The sequence below is a fragment of the Hyphomicrobium sp. genome (genome assembly GCF_036780825.1).
In the GTDB taxonomy this organism is placed as follows: Bacteria; Pseudomonadota; Alphaproteobacteria; order Rhizobiales; family Hyphomicrobiaceae; genus Hyphomicrobium_C.
Genome location: NZ_DAIQCD010000010.1, coordinates 30,022 through 46,245, shown reverse-complemented (window position 1 = coordinate 46,245; position 16,224 = coordinate 30,022). Strand labels below are relative to the sequence as shown.

Here is a 16,224-nt window from a genome sequence, read left to right as displayed (position 1 = left end):
CGCTGAAAAGCGGTGATTCCCAACAAGCGAGGCTCTCAGAAGATGTGCGGGATCGTGGGCATTCTCGGCAGCAAGCCTGTCGCGATGGAACTTCTCGATGCGCTGCGCCGGCTCGAGTACCGCGGCTACGACAGCGCCGGGGTGGCGACGGTCGAGGACGGGCATCTGGCTCGGCGGCGCGCCGAAGGGAAGCTGCGCAATCTCGAAACGCGGCTCGCCACGGAACCGCTGTCAGGCCGCACGGGTATTGGACACACGCGCTGGGCCACCCACGGCCGGCCGACCGAGCGCAATGCGCACCCGCACATGAACGCGAAGGTGTCGGTGGTGCACAATGGCATTATCGAGAACTTCCGTGAGCTCCGGGCCGAGCTCACGGCAAAGGGCCATGTCTTCGAAACCGATACCGATACGGAAGCCATCGTCCATCTCCTGAGCGACGAGCTTGCGCAGGGTCGTGGGCCGGTCGAGGCTGTCGGTGTGGCGCTCGGTAAGCTCAGGGGCGCGTTTGCGCTCGGCATCATCTTCGCCGGCGATGACGACCTGATGATCGCGGCACGGCAGGGGAGCCCGCTCGCCATCGGTCACGGGGACGGCGAGATGTACCTCGGCAGCGATGCCATAGCGCTGGCGCCGTTCACAGACGCTCTCACCTACCTGGAGGAGGGCGACTGGGCCGTGATGCGCCGCTCCGGCGTCGAGATCTTCGATCGGGCAGGCGAGCGTGTCTCGCGCCCGCTCGTGAAATCTCTTGCGAGCTCACTCCTCGTCGACAAGGGCAATCATCGCCATTTCATGGCGAAGGAGATCCACGAGCAGCCGGACGTCATCAGCCATACGCTCTCGAACTATCTGGACATGGCGAATGCGCGCGTCGATTTTCCGGATCTCGGCATCGACCTCGCGAAAGTCTCCCGCATCACGATTTCGGCGTGCGGCACTGCCTTCTATGCCGGGCTCGTCGCGAAATACTGGATCGAGCAGTATGCGCGGCTGCCGGTCGAAATCGATTTCGCCTCGGAGATGCGCTACCGCGAACCGCCTCTGCCGGAGGAAGGGCTCGCCGTGTTCGTCTCGCAATCGGGCGAGACGGCAGATACGCTTGCAACGCTGCGCTATGCGAAGGCCGAAGGGCAGCGGATCGCCTCCGTCGTCAACGTGCGCACCTCGACGATCGCGCGCGAATCGGACGCCGTGCTGCCCACGCTTGCAGGGCCCGAGATCGGTGTCGCCTCGACCAAGGCGTTCACATGCCAGCTCGCGGCGCTAGCCTGCCTCGCCATCGCGCTCGGCAAGGCGCGCGGTACGATTTCCGAGAAGCTCGAGCAGGAGCTCGTGACGGCGCTGGTCGAGGTGCCGCGCCTCATCTCGTCGATGCTGCAGGACGAATCCCGCTTCGTGGAGCTGGCGCAGATGCTTTCGAAAGCGCGCGACGTGCTCTATCTTGGCCGTGGGTCGAGCTATCCGCTCGCGCTCGAGGGGGCGCTCAAGCTCAAGGAGATCTCCTATATCCATGCCGAGGGCTATGCCGCCGGGGAGCTCAAGCACGGGCCCATCGCGCTGATCGACGAGAACGTTCCCGTCATCTGCGTGGCGCCGGAGGACGAGCTTTTCGAGAAGACGGTCTCGAACGTCCAGGAGGTCGCGGCGCGGGGTGGGCAGATCGTGCTGATCTCGGACGTGGGTCCAGACAAGGTCGGATGCCCGCTCGCCGCCCACGTGCCCGTGCCCGCGGCGCATCCGTTCACCAATCCGCTGGTCTATGCCGTGCCCGTCCAGCTTCTCGCCTACCATACGGCCGTGCAGATGGGCACCGACGTGGACCAGCCTCGGAACCTCGCCAAGTCGGTCACGGTCGAATGAGGGGATAAAGGGCCGAATGAGGGGATAAGCCGCCGCACAGGGATGCCGCGGATTTGCCTCTTCCGTGTGATTGACCTAAACCCACGCGGGGTGCAGCGTTGATTTCGCAAGGCGGCAGGGAATATTGCGCATGGTGAATGCGACGACGCATCGATGCCTTGGCCGACGCCGAGGCAGGGGGGCGCCGGCTCGGGGATGGCATTCTCAGGGGTGGCATCGGGGATCGTGGTTTGCCGCCGCGGCGTTGGTGATGTGCCTTTCGAGCCTGCCGGTCGGTACGGATGCCCTGGCGCAGTCCAAGAAGGCGGCGCAGGGGGAGAACAGTTCGTCCAGTCAAGCCTCGGCGCAGCGCGCCTACGCAGCGGGCACCAAGTCTTTTGAAGCCGGCGACATGGCCGCCGCCGAGCAGCAGCTTTCGGTGGCGCTTGCCGGTGGCGGACTGCCCAATGCCCAGATGGCCCGCGCGCTCTATCTGCGGGGCGCTGCTTATCGCCGTCTCGGCCGGCCGGCGCAGGCCATCTCAGACCTGACGACGGCCGTGTGGCTTAAGGGAGGCCTGTCGGATGCTGACAAGGCCAAGGCCACCGAGGAGCGCCAGCTCGCCTATCGCGAGGCCGGGCTCGGAGATACACCGCCGCCCGTCGGTGCCGCACCACTCGACCAGACGCCGAAGGCGGCCGCTACGCCGCCGGCCAGCGGCGCACAAGTCGTTCAGGTGACGGAGCAATCGTTCTGGAGCAACTTCTCGCTCCCGTCCCTCTCAGGTTCGAACGCGCAGCAGCCGGCGCCAAGCACGGCGGGCGCGACACCGGCGCAGACGTCTGCGCAGTCCTCGTCGTTCTGGAGCTTTTTCGGAGGTGGATCAGCGGACGCGGAGCAGGCGGCAGCATCTCCATCCACTCCGGCCGCTGCGGGGCCGGTAGCTGCTGGCCTTGGGCCCGATCCGGGCGTATCCGCTGCCGCGCAGGGCCAGGGCTCCGGTACGGAGACTGCAGCCACTCCGGCGCCGGCTTGGGAAACGCACACGGCAGGATCAGGGTCCGCCAGCGCTGCGTCGGCGGTGCCACAGGCTATGGCCGTTTCAAGTTATGCTCCGCAGCCGCCGCCGGACACCGGCATCAATCCGATGGGCTTTGCAGCGGATGAGCCCGGCACGCCGTCGCCGGCCGGCACGGCAAACCCACTGGCTGGCACCGGCACGGCGGTGAGCAATTTCTTCGGCAACATCTTCGGCTCCGGCTCGACGGCGGCGGACGCCTCGCCTGCCGTGACCACCGGATCCACTCAGCCCGGCGGGTGGTCGCCCGATACCACGGCGGTCCCGTCACAAACCTCGTCGATGGTCCAGCGCGGGCCGGATTCGCTCCCGCAGGCCCAGTCCGATGCGCTGCCGTGGGCGTCTGCCGCCACGCCTGCCGCTCCCGCCAAGGTTGCCGCGGCGGCGGGAGGCGGAAAGTACAAGCTCCAGGTGGCTGCCGTGCGATCGCGCGAGGAGGCGGAGCAACTCGTGCGCACACTCAACGCCTACCAGCCGGTGCGCAACGGCGTCGTCTCCGCTGACATCGACGAAGCGGTGATCGGCAGCATGGGCACGTTCTACCGTGTGCGGCTCGGCCCCTACGCCAACGCGAAAGAGCCGGAGCAGCTCTGCACGACACTGAAGCCGCAGGGCTTCGATTGCCTCGTGGTGACGCAGTAGCAGGCCGGGAGCGAGGGCCGCGGAAGCGCTTCGCGCTGCAACCTGAGGCGGCCAGTCTCCAGGAGTTGACGCTCGCGAGAGGCGGCTTCACGATGGCGGCGCGATGACCGATGATCCTCCCGGCAAGATGCCGCCCGGCAATGGTGACAACGACGGCCTTTCCGCCGGGCTTCAGCGGCTGGCCAGCGACGGCGGCGCGCCGCTGCGCATTGGCGCGCGGCTGCGCAACTATTTTCTGACCGGGCTGATCATCGTCGGTCCCGTGACGCTCACGATCTACATCATCTGGTGGGTGATCAACTTCACCGATGCCTGGCTGAAGCCGTTCGTACCCACGGCCTATCTGCCGGACACCTATCTGCCGTTCGCGGTGCCGGGAATCGGGCTTCTCTTCGGCATCGCCTTCCTGACGCTCACTGGAGCGCTCGCGGCCAATCTGCTCGGGCGCTCGCTGATCTCGTTCGGCGAGATGGCGCTCGACCGCATGCCGGTGGTGCGCAACGTCTATCGCGCGCTCAAGCAATTTTTCGAATCGCTCGTGGCGGCGACGCACAGCGGGGCTCAGCCGAGCTTTCAAAAGGTCGGCCTGATCGAGTTTCCATCCAAGGGGCTGTGGTCGCTCGTGCTGGTTACCGGGGAGGCGCGCGGCGAGATCTCGATCACGCAGCCGGGCGGCGAGGAGGATCTGGTCACGGTGTTCATGCCGACGGGCTTCGTGCCGCCCACGGGCTTCATCTGCTTCGTGCCGCGCCGCGACGTGACCTTTCTCAAGATGAGCGTCGAGGACGCGGCGAAGATCATCATGTCGGCCGGCATGGTGGTGCCCGACTACGAGGAGCGCCTCAAGCAGCTTGCCGAGCGGGCGGCCCGGGCCGAGGCCAAGCGGCCAGCCCCCGCCGCAGGGACGACGCCCTGATCTCCAGCGGAGGTAATCGCCGTCACGCGGCGCGGAACAGGCGGATCGCCTCGTCGCACTCGAAAAGATAGAGCAGGCGGCGCAAGGCGTCCCCGCGCTCCGTCTTGAGGCCCGGGTCGGAGGCCAGGATCAGGCGCGCGTCGTCATGGGCGACGGACAGAAGCTCCGTAAAACCCGCGCCGCCGGCGATGCGGAACTCGGCCTCTCCGCTCTGGCGGGCGCCGAGCACCTCGCCGCCGCCGCGCAGCTCTAGATCCTTCTCGGCGATCAGGAAGCCGTCCTCGGTCTCTTCCATCATGGCGAGGCGCTCGCTCGCGGTCTTGGTCAGCGGCTCCTGGTAGAGCAGCATGCAGTAGCTTTCGCGGCTGCCGCGGCCGACGCGTCCCCGCAGTTGGTGAAGCTGGGCGAGGCCGAAACGCTCGGCATGCTCGATGACCATGATGTTGGCGTTGGGCACGTTGACGCCGACCTCGATCACGGTGGTCGCGACGAGCACCTTCAGGTTGCCGTCGGCGAAGGAGGCCATGGTCGCATCCTTGGCGGTTGCGTTCATGCCGCCGTGCAAGAGGCCGACGCCGCCGCCGAGCACTTGGGACAGATGCGCGTGGCGTTCCTCAGCCGCGGCGAGATCCGAGACGTCGGAGCTCTCGATCAGGGGGCACACCCAATAGACCTGCGCGCCCTCGGCGAGTTGGACCTTGATGCGGGCGATCAGCTTCTCGATCAGGTCGACCGAGATCTGTCTGGTGACGATCGGCTTGCGGCCGGCGGGCTTCTCCGTGAGGCGCGAGACCTCGAGATCGCCATAGTGGGTCATGAGCAGCGTGCGCGGGATCGGCGTTGCGGTCATCACCAGCATGTTGGCGCCGCCATTGCCCTTGCTCTGGAGCGCGAGGCGCTGATGCACGCCGAAGCGATGCTGCTCGTCGATGACAGCGAAAGAGAGGTCGCGAAACACGACGTCGTCCTGGAACAGCGCGTGGGTGCCGATCAGGATGTCGATCTCGCCCGAGGCGAGGCGCTTCAGGATTTCGCCGCGGGCGCGGCCTTTCTCACGGCCGGTGAGCAGGGCGATGGTGAGGCCCGCCGCTTCGGCCAGCGGCGCGATCGTGTCGGCGTGCTGGCGGGCGAGCACCTCCGTCGGCGCCATAAGGGCGGCCTGGGTGCCCGCTTCGACGGCGGCTGTCATGGCGAGCAGCGCCACCACGGTCTTGCCCGAGCCGACGTCGCCCTGCAGCAGCCGCAGCATGCGGCGAGGCGCGCCCATGTCGGCCTCGATTTCCTCCAATGCGGTGCGCTGGGAATTGGTGAGGTCGAAGGGAAGCGCTGCGATGATGCGCTTGCGCAGGCAGCCGTCGCCGGTGACGGGGCGGCCGCGCTGGGCCTTGAAGCCTTCGCGGACGATGGCGAGAGCGAGCTGGTTGGCCAGGAGCTCATCGTAGGCGAGGCGCTGGAGCGGTGCGCTGCCGGGCGAGACGTCGGCGGCGTCATCGGGGCGGTGAATCCGGCGGAGCGCCTCGTCGAACGGCGGCCAGCCGCGCTCCTTGAGCCATGCGGGATCCTGCCATTCGGGGAGCACCGGGACGCGCTCGAGACCCTGGCGCTCGATCTTCAGCAGGACCTTACCGGAAAGTCCGGCGGTGAGCGGATAGACGGGCTCGAGCAGGGGAAGATCGTCGCGCGCGTCTGGCCCGACGATATAGTCCGGGTGCGCCATCTGGAGCGTTTCGCCATAGCGCTCGATGCGCCCCGAAACGTAGCGTTCTTCGCCAACCGGAAGCTGGCGCTCGACGAACGAGCGCTCGGCGCGGAAGAAGATGAGATCGAGGGGGCCGGTCTCGTCCGCGGTGGCGACCTTATAGGGGGCCTTAGTGTTGCCGCGCGGGGGCGCCCGATGCTTTAAAATGCGCACCTTGAGGGTCGCGATGGTGCCCGGGACGGCGGCCGCCACCGTCGGCTCGGCCCGCCGGTCGATGACGCCTGCCGGCACATGCCACAGGAGATCGATCACGCGCGGCTGCGTGACGCCGACCGGAAGGCGCAGCGCCTTCTTGAGCAGCGTCATGACATGGGGGCCGACGCCTTTCAGCGCGTCCGCCGCCGCGAATAGGGGGGTGAGCTCACTGGGCCGCATGTCGTCCGGCGGTGCTGATCGGAAACGGCATCGAAAACCGGCCTGCGGCGTCACGGATCGGCGTGAGCCGCCCGCGTGGGCTGACAGGCTTCGGAGAGGGCGTTATATGACACTTCGCGGCGGGCAAGGCAAAGCGCGGCGGGATAGCTTCGCTTTTGCCTGACAGCTTCGGCGCCTCGTGGTTTCTCCGGCGCACCCTCTCGGCGGAAAGCCGTTTCATACCCTTTCCGGAAGGATTCCGGCCAACCGAGCCACTTTCTGCGCATGAACGAGGATATCGAAGTGCGGCGCCGGCGCGCGCAGTGGCGTGCAGGGCACCGTGGAACGAAAGAGCTCGATCTTCTCATCGGGGGCTTTGCCGAGGCGCGGCTTCCAGACATGGCAGTGGCCGATCTCGACCGGTTCGAGCAGTTTCTTGCGCTCACCGATCCCGAGATCCAGGGTTGGCTTCTCGGGCCGGAACCGGGTAGCGCCGCAGGCGAGTTTGCGGACGTAGTGACGAAGATCCGGACGTTTCATGGTCTTGACTGAGGGTCTGTGGCAAGAGCGTGCGCTCGTCGCCTGCCGAGATGTGGCGCAGCCGATGCCGCAAGAGATATGGAAGTTTTACAGACGATGACCGATGTCATGAGCGAACGGGCCGACCTGATCTTTACCGGCGTGCCGGAAGGGCTCGATGCCCTCGTTCTGGCGCGCCTCGTCGAGGAGGCGGCGGACGGCGCCAAGTCGGGGCTCATCGTGCATGTGGCGCGCGATGACCGGCGTCTATCGGAACTCGAGGGCCAACTCCGCTTCTTCGCGCCTAAGGTGCGCGTGGTGCCGTTTCCGGCCTGGGATACGGTGCCTTACGACCGTGTCGGCCCTAACGCCGAGATCGTCGCGCGCCGCATCACCTCGCTCGCGCGGCTCGCGGTGACGAGCCGCAGCGAGCCGATGATCGTGCTGACGACGGTCAACGCCATTCTGCAGCGCGTGCCGCCTCGGGCCTTCATCCGCAGCGCCATGAAGAGCATCGCGCCGGGGCAGCGGGTGGACATGAACCGGCTCGTCGCGCGGCTTCTGCTCGCAGGCTATACGCGCACGGGGACCGTGATGGAGCCGGGCGAGATGGCGGTGCGCGGCGGCATCCTCGACCTCTTTCCCCCCGGACGGCAGAACCCGGTTCGGCTCGATTTCTTCGGCGATACGCTCGAGAGCATCAAGGCATTCGATGCCGAGACGCAGCGCACCGCGAAGGCCCTGCGCAAGCTCGTGCTGATGCCGGTCTCCGAGGTCGCCTTCGGGGAGGAGGCGACGGCGCACTTCCGCGCGCGCTACGTGGAACTCTTCGGTGGAGCGACGGGAGACGATCCGCTCTATGAAGCGGTGAGCGCGGGGCGGCGCTACAGCGGGCAGGAGCACTGGCTGCCGCTGTTCCACGACGGTCTCGAGACGCTGCTCGATTACACGGGCGACGTCCCGCTCAGCTTCGATCATCTCGTCGACGATGCGGTGAAGAACCGCTTCGAGCAGATTTCCGAGCACTACCTCGCGCGCACGGAGGGGCTCGAATCCGAGCGCTTCGGCGCGCCGCCCTACAAGCCGGTACCGCCCGACACGATGTTCCTCAATGCCGCCAGCTGGAGCAAGGCGCTCAGCGCGCACAAGGTCGTGCGGCTTTCGCCATTCGAGATGTCGGAAGGCGAGGGCGTGCGGCCCTGGCGCGGACGCCTCGGCCGCTCGTTCGCGCCGGAGCGGCAGAACCCGGACGTCAACGTGTTCGAGGCCGTCTCCAACCACATCAAGCAGGTGCTCGGGTCGCACCGCCGGGTGATCGTCGCCGCGTGGACGCCGGGCGCGCGTGAGCGGCTCGGTTCGCTGCTCTCGGAGCATGGCCTCAAGGCGCAGGCGAAGGTCGAGGGCTATGCAGAGGCGCTGGCGCTGGATCCCGGTATCGCGGGCTTCGCCGTGCTCGGCCTCGAGCAGGGTTTCGAGACGCCGGAACTCGTCGTCATCGCGGAGCAGGACATCCTCGGCGACCGTCTCGTGCGCCCGCGCCGCAAGGCGAAGCGCGCCGCCGACGTTCTGACCGAGGCAACGAGCCTGTCGGTCGGCGATCTCGTCGTGCATGCCGACCACGGCATCGGACGCTTTGCGGGCCTGAAGACGATTTCGGCGCTCGGTGCGCCGCACGACTGCCTGGAGCTGAAATACGCGGGCGGCGATACGCTCTATCTGCCGGTCGAGAACATCGAGCTTCTGTCGCGCTTCGGGTCCGACGATGGAACGACGCAACTCGACAAGCTCGGCGGCGTGGCGTGGCAGTCGCGCAAGGCACGGCTCAAGAAGCGCCTGCGCGAGATGGCGGGCGAATTGATCAAGATCGCGGCGCTGCGCCAGCTTCGCGAGGCGCCGGTGCTGGGGCCGCCTACGGGCTATGACGAGTTCGTGGCGCGCTTTCCCTACGAGGAGACGGAGGATCAGGCGGCGAGCATCGAGGCGGTGCTGGAGGATCTCCAGTCCGGCCGGCCGATGGATCGGCTGGTATGCGGCGACGTTGGCTTCGGCAAGACGGAGGTGGCGCTGCGGGCCGCTTACGTTGCAGCCATGAACGGCGTACAGGTCGCCATTGTGGTGCCGACGACTCTGCTCGCGCGGCAGCACTCGCGCACCGTCAACGAGCGCTTCCAGGGGCTGCCGCTCAAGACGGCGCAGGCGTCGCGGCTTGTGGCGGCCAAGGACCTCACGGCGGTCAAGGATGGCATCAAGGACGGCACCATCGACGTCGTCATCGGCACGCACGCGCTGCTCGGAAAGCAGATCCAGTTCCAGCGTCTCGGTCTGCTCATCATCGACGAGGAGCAGCATTTCGGCGTCACCCACAAGGAGCGCCTGAAGCAGCTGCGCGAGGACGTTCACGTGCTGACGCTCTCGGCGACGCCGATCCCGCGCACGCTGCAACTCGCCTTGACGGGTGTGCGTGAGCTGTCGCTGATCACGACGCCGCCTGTCGATCGGCTCGCGGTGCGCACTTACATTTCCGAGTTCGATCCCGTGATCCTGATCGACGCTTTGAAGCGCGAGCGGGATCGTGGTGGGCAGACGTATTACGTGGCGCCGCGCATTTCCGACCTCGACGACGTGGCGGCGTTCCTGGCGGAAGCGGTGCCGCATCTCAAGGTCGCGCGGGCGCACGGACAGCTCGCGCCCTCCGAGCTCGAGGACATCATGACGGCGTTCTACGAGGGGCACTACGACGTGCTGCTCTCGACGGCAATCGTCGAGTCCGGCCTCGACGTGCCGAACGCCAACACGCTGATCGTGCATCGCGCCGATATGTTCGGCCTGGCGCAGCTCTATCAGCTTCGCGGGCGTGTCGGCCGCTCGAAGCGGCGCGCCTATGCCTACTTCACCACGCCGCCCGGCCAGGCGCTGACTGAAGGTGCGGAGAAGCGGCTCAAGGTGCTGCAGTCGCTCGATACGCTCGGCGCCGGGTTCTCTCTCGCCTCGCACGACCTCGATATCCGCGGCGCCGGCAACCTTCTCGGCGAGGAGCAGTCCGGACACATCCGCGAGGTGGGCTTCGAACTCTACCAGTCGATGCTCGAGGAGGCCGTCGCGGCGATGAAGGGCGGCGATCTCATGGAGGCCGACGACCAGTGGAGCCCCGAGATCTCCATCGGCCTGTCGGTCCTCATTCCGGAGAGCTATGTCGCCGACCTGCAGCTCAGGCTGGGGCTCTATCGACGCCTCTCGGCGCTCGAGACGCGGGCCGAGATCGATGCCTTCGCAGCCGAGTTGCTGGATCGCTTCGGCGAGTTGCCGGCCGAGGTCGGGCATCTGCTCGACGTGATGGAGATCAAAGGGCTCTGCCGCGCCGCCGGGATTGCCAAGGTGGACGCGGGACCGAAGGGAGCGGTTGTTACCTTCCACCGCAACGCGTTCGCCAATACGCAGGGGCTGGCGCAGTTCCTTCAGGCGTCACGTGGGCTCGCCAAGCTGCAGCCCGATCACAAGCTCGTTTTCCGCGGCGTTTGGGACCGCTCGGACGTGCGCTTCAAAGGGGTGCGCAAGCTCGTGTCGACGCTGGCCGAGATCGCCGCGAAGGACGCCAAGGTGGCGTAGCCCGCTATTCGGAACGTAAGGGAGCGTTGCTGGAGCGGGTGCGCTCGCTCCGCTGGCGTGCTCTCAGGCGTCGCTGAGATCGATCTGCCCCGATACCTCATGATGGAGGTCGGTACCCTCTGCGGTCAGGACCATCCGGACTTTAAGCTCGCCCGTGCCGGCAAGATTTTTCTCGCGCACGAAGCGCTCGATCTCCTGCTGGGAGGAGATGCCGACTTCCTTCAGGAAGCGGCGGAGCGAAAGATTGAAGTTTTCGTTGTCCATGATGTGTCTCCATTCCAGTCCCAACCCGCGAGTGTGCGCAGCTGCCGGAGAGCGGCTCTAAGCATTGTTTTTTCGTGCTTCTTACCGAGCACTTGGGCCCGGGTGGTTTCGTCCGACCTAGCTTGCATGGCTCCGCCATGACCTTTTCGGGAAGCACTTTTCTCGCGTGCTTCCCGTCGGAAAATCGGTCGCCACTTTTCCGGAAGCACTTTAGCGCTGTTCGCGATCGACCATCTCGAGAAGGCTGCCGAGCATATCGTCCGCCGTTTCGATGACGGCGGCATTCATGCGGTAGGCCAGCTCGACTTCCTTCAGCGATACCATGGCTTCGACGGGTCCCTCCACCGGCAGTGCGCCGATGCGCACGGGGGCCGGCCGCTCGGGTGCGTCAGACCGCTTGGTCGCGCCCGTCGAGAGCGCCACGGCAGAGGCGATCGCGTCGAGCTTGCGAGTCTGAACCTCGAGTGCGTTCGAGGCGATGGAGATTACGTGCAGCATGGCGAAAGAGCTTGGCACCGCTGACAGCATCTGGTGCCTTCACGATGACCCGGAGCGGCTAAGAGCTGGTTAAGGAGTCGCTGGACGGAAGAGAACAAAACGAGTACAACTTATCCACGCGCTGAGTCGCCGATCCGCTGCTAACGTGTCATAAGGGACCATACGACATGCCGGAGCTGTACGTCGTCGAAGGGGACAGGATGGACAAGAAACAGGCGCTGGAAGCCGCGCTGGCGCAGATCGACAAGAACTTTGGCAAGGGCTCGATCATGCGGCTCGGGGCCGCCGATCGCTCGATCGACATCGAGGCGATCTCGACCGGCTCGCTGGGCCTCGACATCGCGCTCGGCATCGGCGGCCTGCCCAAGGGCCGGGTGATCGAGATCTATGGGCCGGAATCCTCGGGCAAGACGACGCTTACGCTGCAGGTCATCGCGGAAGCGCAGAAGAAGGGCGGCATCTGCGCCTTCGTCGACGCAGAGCATGCGCTCGATCCCGCTTATGCGAGGAAGCTTGGCGTCAAGGTCGAGGATCTGCTCATCTCGCAGCCTGATACGGGTGAGCAGGCGCTCGAAATCGCGGATACCCTGGTGCGCTCTGGTGCGGTCGATGTGCTCGTGGTGGACAGCGTCGCGGCTCTGACGCCGAAGGCCGAGCTCGAAGGCGAGATGGGGGATTCGCTGCCGGGGCTGCAGGCCCGCCTCATGAGCCAGGCGCTGCGGAAGCTCACGGCCTCGATCAACAAGTCGGGCACGATGGTGATCTTCATCAACCAGATCCGCATGAAGATCGGCGTCATGTTCGGCAACCCCGAGACCACGACCGGAGGCAATGCGCTGAAGTTCTATTCGTCGGTGCGCCTCGATATTCGGCGCATTGGCCAGATCAAGGAGCGCGAGGAGACAGTCGGCAACCAGACCCGCGTCAAGGTGGTGAAGAACAAGGTCGCGCCGCCGTTCAAGCAGGTCGAGTTCGACATCATGTACGGCGAGGGGATCTCGAAGGTCGGTGAGTTGGTCGATCTTGGCGTCAAGGCGGGCATCGTCGACAAGTCCGGCGCCTGGTTCTCCTACGACGGACAGCGCATCGGTCAGGGGCGCGAGAACGCCAAATCCTTCCTGAAGGAAAACCCGAAGATCGCGGATGCGATCGAGAACGCCGTTCGGGCCAGTGCCGGCCTGATCGTCGATAAGATGCTGGCGGAGCCCGATGCGGATGGAGGCGCCGACGGGGAAGAGCCGGACGAGGATGGCGTGCTGCCGGACGTGCCCGAGGCCGCCAAAAAGAGTTCCGGTGCCGGCGGGGGAAAGCGCTGAGCACCGGATGAGGCGGCCCCGGCTGAGGCCGCTCAGCAGCGGGCGGGGCGTGCAGGCGTTGGCGTGGCCGGAGGCCTGTTGCGCGTGCATTGGCCTCGCTCGTTGACAGCGTCCTCCTGAAAAGCGCGACTGGAAGGAGGCCGGGCTGTTGCTCGATCCGGCCACGCGATGCGGGGGCCAGGGCAGCGGACTGGGCTCGGCTGCATGTGGCGGTTCCAAGGGGTGCTTGTGCTCGTTGGAACCGGACGACGCGGCCTCAACGTGCGTCAAGGTCGGGTTTGGGAGACTGTATGGTGCATCTCGATGCGAGATGTCTTGCCGAAGCGAGCCTTAAAGAGCGCACGAGCGTGCCGGGTTCTCGAACGGTTAGCAGCTAGGCTGCTGCATTTGTGGACAAGGCCCCAGAGCGCCCGCTAAAAGCGACGCAAGGTGAGAAAAGCTCGCGTGAGCCCACGTTACGCTGATCCCGGCGGCCGCGAAGGCGGTCATTGACGCACGAAGCTCAGCATCCACGTCTCGGAGAGACGCGGAATGCGGCGTCGGCTGGTGCGAGGGGACGCGTGGCGGGCGATCGGGGCGTGCGGATCAACACGGCTGTGGAATTGAGATGACTGGCGTCAACGAGATCAGACGGGCGTTCCTCGACTACTTCAAGGCGGAGGGGCATGAGGTGGTGCCATCCTCGCCGCTCGTGCCGCGCAACGACCCGTCGCTGATGTTCACCAACGCCGGCATGGTGCAGTTCAAGAACGTCTTCACCGGACAGGAGACGCGGCCCTATGCGCGCGCGGTCTCTTCTCAAAAGTGCGTGCGCGCGGGCGGCAAGCACAACGATCTCGACAACGTGGGCTATACGGCGCGCCACCACACGTTCTTCGAGATGCTCGGTAACTTCTCGTTCGGCGACTACTTCAAGGAGCGCGCGATCGAGCTTGCCTGGAATCTGGTCACCAAGGAATTCGGTCTCGACGCGAAGCGGCTCACCGTCACCGTTTTCCACGAGGACGACGAGGCGCACACGCTCTGGAGGAAGATCGCAGGGCTGCCGGATGAGCGGCTGATCCGCATCGCGACGAAGGATAATTTCTGGCAGATGGGTGACACGGGGCCATGCGGTCCGTGCACCGAGATCTTCTACGATCACGGGGCTAAGATCCCGGGAGGTCCGCCGGGCTCGGCGGATGAGGACGGCGATCGCTTCATTGAGATCTGGAACCTCGTCTTCATGCAGTACGAGCAGCTCCCCTCGGGCGAGCGCATCGATCTGCCGAAGGCGTCCGTCGATACCGGCATGGGCCTCGAGCGCATCGCGGCCGTGCTGCAGGGCGTGCACGATAACTATGATATCGATCTCTTCCGCAACCTGATCGCCACCATTCGCGACGAGAGCCGCAAGCTTGGCGCCAGCGACAATCCGGACGGGATCGACGTGACGCCGGCGCGCAGGGTCATCGCCGATCATCTGCGAGCCTCGAGCTTCCTCATCGCCGACGGCGTGCTGCCCTCGAGCGAAGGGCGCGGCTATGTCCTGCGGCGTATCATGCGCCGTGCCATGCGCTACGCGCATCAGCTCGGCTGCACCGATCCCCTCATGTATCGCCTCGTCCCGTCGCTCGTGCGGGAGATGGGGGCGGCTTATCCCGAGCTCGGCCGCGCGGAGGCGCTGATCGAGGAGACGCTCAAGCTCGAGGAGACGCGCTTCAAGAAGACGCTCGGCAACGGGCTGAAGCTGCTTGGAGAGGCGGCTGCGGGCCTGACGCCGGGGGCGACTTTCCCGGGTGACGTCGCATTCAAGCTCTACGACACCTACGGCTTCCCGCTCGACCTCACCGAGGACGCGCTGCGTGCCCGCAATATCGCGGTCGATACCAAGGCGTTCGACGCCGCCATGGCCAAGCAGAAGGACGAAGCCCGCCGCGCCTGGAAGGGTTCGGGCGAGGCCGCGACGGAAGAGATCTGGTTCGAGATCAAGGAAGAGGTCGGGGCGACCGAATTCCTTGGCTACGATACCGAGGACGCCGAAGGTGAGATCCGCGCGCTGGTTCTGGACGGCAAGCCAGTACAGGATCTCAAGACGGGCGATGTGGGCGCGCTGGTGCTCAACCAGACGCCGTTCTATGGCGAGAGCGGCGGCCAGGTTGGCGATACGGGGCTGATCAAGGGCGCAGAGGGCGCTCTCTTTCGCGTCACGGATACGCAGAAAAAGATCGGCGATCTGTTCGTGCACATCGGCCGGGTCGAGGCGGGGCGCTTCAATGTGGGCGACGCCGTCGAGCTCGAGGTCGATCATGGGCGGCGGACGGCGACGCGCGCCAATCATTCCGCGACCCACCTTCTGCACGAGGCGCTGCGGCAGGTGCTCGGGCCCCACGTGGCGCAGAAGGGCTCTCTCGTTTCGCCAGACCGGCTGCGCTTCGACTTCGTGCACACGAAACCGATGAGCGCCGATGAGGTTGCTGCCGTCGAGCGGCTCGCCAACGAGTTCGTGCTCGAGAACGGGCCCGTCGAGACACGCCTGATGGCGCTCGAGGATGCCAAGGCATCGGGCGCCATGGCACTCTTCGGCGAAAAGTACGGCGACGAGGTGCGCGTCGTCTCCATGGGCGGCCTCGGCGAAGGCGGACTTGCGCCAGGCGCCAACAAGGCGTGGTCCGTGGAGCTCTGCGGCGGCACCCACGTGCGCCGCACCGGCGATATTGGCCTCGTGAAGATTATAGCGGAAAGTGCGAGCTCTGCCGGCGTGCGCCGCATCGAGGCGCTGACAGGCGACGGCGCGCGGGCGTATCTCGCCGATGCGGACCAGCGGCTCAAAGAGGCGGCTGCTGTCTTGAAGACGCGTCCTGAGGAGCTTGTCGAGCGCCTTCACGTTCTTGTCGAGGAAAGAAAACAGCTCGAGCGCCAGCTCGCCGACGCCAAGCGTCAGATTGCGCTTGGTGGTATTTTTATCGGAAACGGCGCCCCGGCTGCCGCCGCCGATGCCGTGCGCACAATTGGCGATGTCCGGCTGCTCGCGCGCTCGGTGCAGGGGCTCAATCCGAAGGATCTGCGCGGTCTTGTCGATGACGGCAAGAAGCAGGTCGGCTCCGGCGTGGTGGCCATCGTCGGCGTAACCGAGGACGGCAAGGCGGGCATCGCAGTCGGCGTGACCGACGACCTCGTCAAGACGTGGAGCGCTGTCGATCTCGTGCGTGCGGGCGCTGAGGCGCTTGGTGGCAAGGGCGGCGGCGGCCGGCCCGACATGGCGCAGGCCGGCGGACCGGACGGCTCAAAGGCCTCCGACGCGCTCGCTGCCATCGAAGCACGGCTCGGAGCGGGCGCGTAAGGCCCGCTCGGAAGCTTAGCCAGCGTCCCAGATGATGCTGGGTCCCGCGCCCGGGCGACGACGTGGTGCGGGGCAGGGCCGGGTGTGCTGCACCCGGGCTTGATCGGT

Annotated in this window: 10 protein-coding genes; 7 read left to right on the top strand and 3 right to left on the bottom strand. The window is 66.3% G+C overall.

All coding sequences use genetic code 11. From position 1 onward, the window contains the following. Positions 1-42 precede the first annotated feature (42 nt). The 3 genes from glmS to V7P99_RS06570 all read left to right on the top strand — a co-directional run bounded on the left by glmS (position 43) and on the right by V7P99_RS06570 (position 4,478). Entirely contained in the window at positions 43-1,863 is a 1,821-nt protein-coding gene (glmS, locus tag V7P99_RS06580) for a glutamine--fructose-6-phosphate transaminase (isomerizing) (RefSeq protein WP_333793999.1), read from the top strand. 250 nt (positions 1,864-2,113) lie between these two features. Further along, on the top strand, positions 2,114-3,562 hold the full coding sequence (locus tag V7P99_RS06575) for an SPOR domain-containing protein (RefSeq protein WP_333793998.1): 1,449 nt from the start codon (positions 2,114-2,116) through the stop codon (positions 3,560-3,562). 103 nt (positions 3,563-3,665) lie between these two features. Continuing rightward, positions 3,666-4,478 (top strand): DUF502 domain-containing protein, encoded by an 813-nt coding sequence (locus V7P99_RS06570; RefSeq protein WP_333793997.1) that lies wholly within the window; start codon positions 3,666-3,668, stop codon positions 4,476-4,478. Between the two features lie 22 nt (positions 4,479-4,500). Here the strand turns inward: V7P99_RS06570 and recG are convergent, their stop codons facing one another. Next, positions 4,501-6,612, bottom strand: a complete 2,112-nt coding sequence (gene recG / locus V7P99_RS06565; RefSeq protein ID WP_333793996.1) for an ATP-dependent DNA helicase RecG — start codon at positions 6,610-6,612, stop codon at positions 4,501-4,503. A gap of 264 nt (positions 6,613-6,876) precedes the next feature. On the opposite strand from recG, the gene V7P99_RS06560 reads away from it, so the two are divergent. Both V7P99_RS06560 and mfd read left to right on the top strand, forming a co-directional pair. After that, positions 6,877-7,143, top strand: coding sequence for an FAD assembly factor SdhE (locus V7P99_RS06560; RefSeq protein ID WP_333793995.1), 267 nt, complete (start codon positions 6,877-6,879; stop codon positions 7,141-7,143). A gap of 84 nt (positions 7,144-7,227) precedes the next feature. Beyond that, a complete protein-coding gene (gene mfd, locus V7P99_RS06555) occupies positions 7,228-10,716 on the top strand; it encodes a transcription-repair coupling factor (RefSeq protein ID WP_333793994.1) in 3,489 nt (1,162 codons plus the stop codon). Between the two features lie 63 nt (positions 10,717-10,779). Here mfd and V7P99_RS06550 read toward each other — a convergent pair whose 3' ends face one another. Continuing rightward, entirely contained in the window at positions 10,780-10,980 is a 201-nt protein-coding gene (locus V7P99_RS06550; RefSeq protein ID WP_333793993.1) for a DUF6494 family protein, read from the bottom strand. 210 nt (positions 10,981-11,190) lie between these two features. After that, positions 11,191-11,478: a flagellar basal body rod C-terminal domain-containing protein gene (locus V7P99_RS06545; RefSeq protein ID WP_333793992.1), complete on the bottom strand. Its 288-nt coding sequence runs from the start codon at positions 11,476-11,478 to the stop codon at positions 11,191-11,193. Between the two features lie 167 nt (positions 11,479-11,645). On the opposite strand from V7P99_RS06545, the gene recA reads away from it, so the two are divergent. Together recA and alaS are read left to right on the top strand one after the other, a co-directional pair. Further along, entirely contained in the window at positions 11,646-12,794 is a 1,149-nt protein-coding gene (gene recA, locus V7P99_RS06540; RefSeq protein WP_333793991.1) for a recombinase RecA, read from the top strand. A gap of 607 nt (positions 12,795-13,401) precedes the next feature. Then, on the top strand, positions 13,402-16,116 hold the full coding sequence (gene alaS, locus V7P99_RS06535; protein WP_333793990.1) for an alanine--tRNA ligase: 2,715 nt from the start codon (positions 13,402-13,404) through the stop codon (positions 16,114-16,116). The last annotated feature ends 108 nt before the right edge of the window (positions 16,117-16,224 follow it).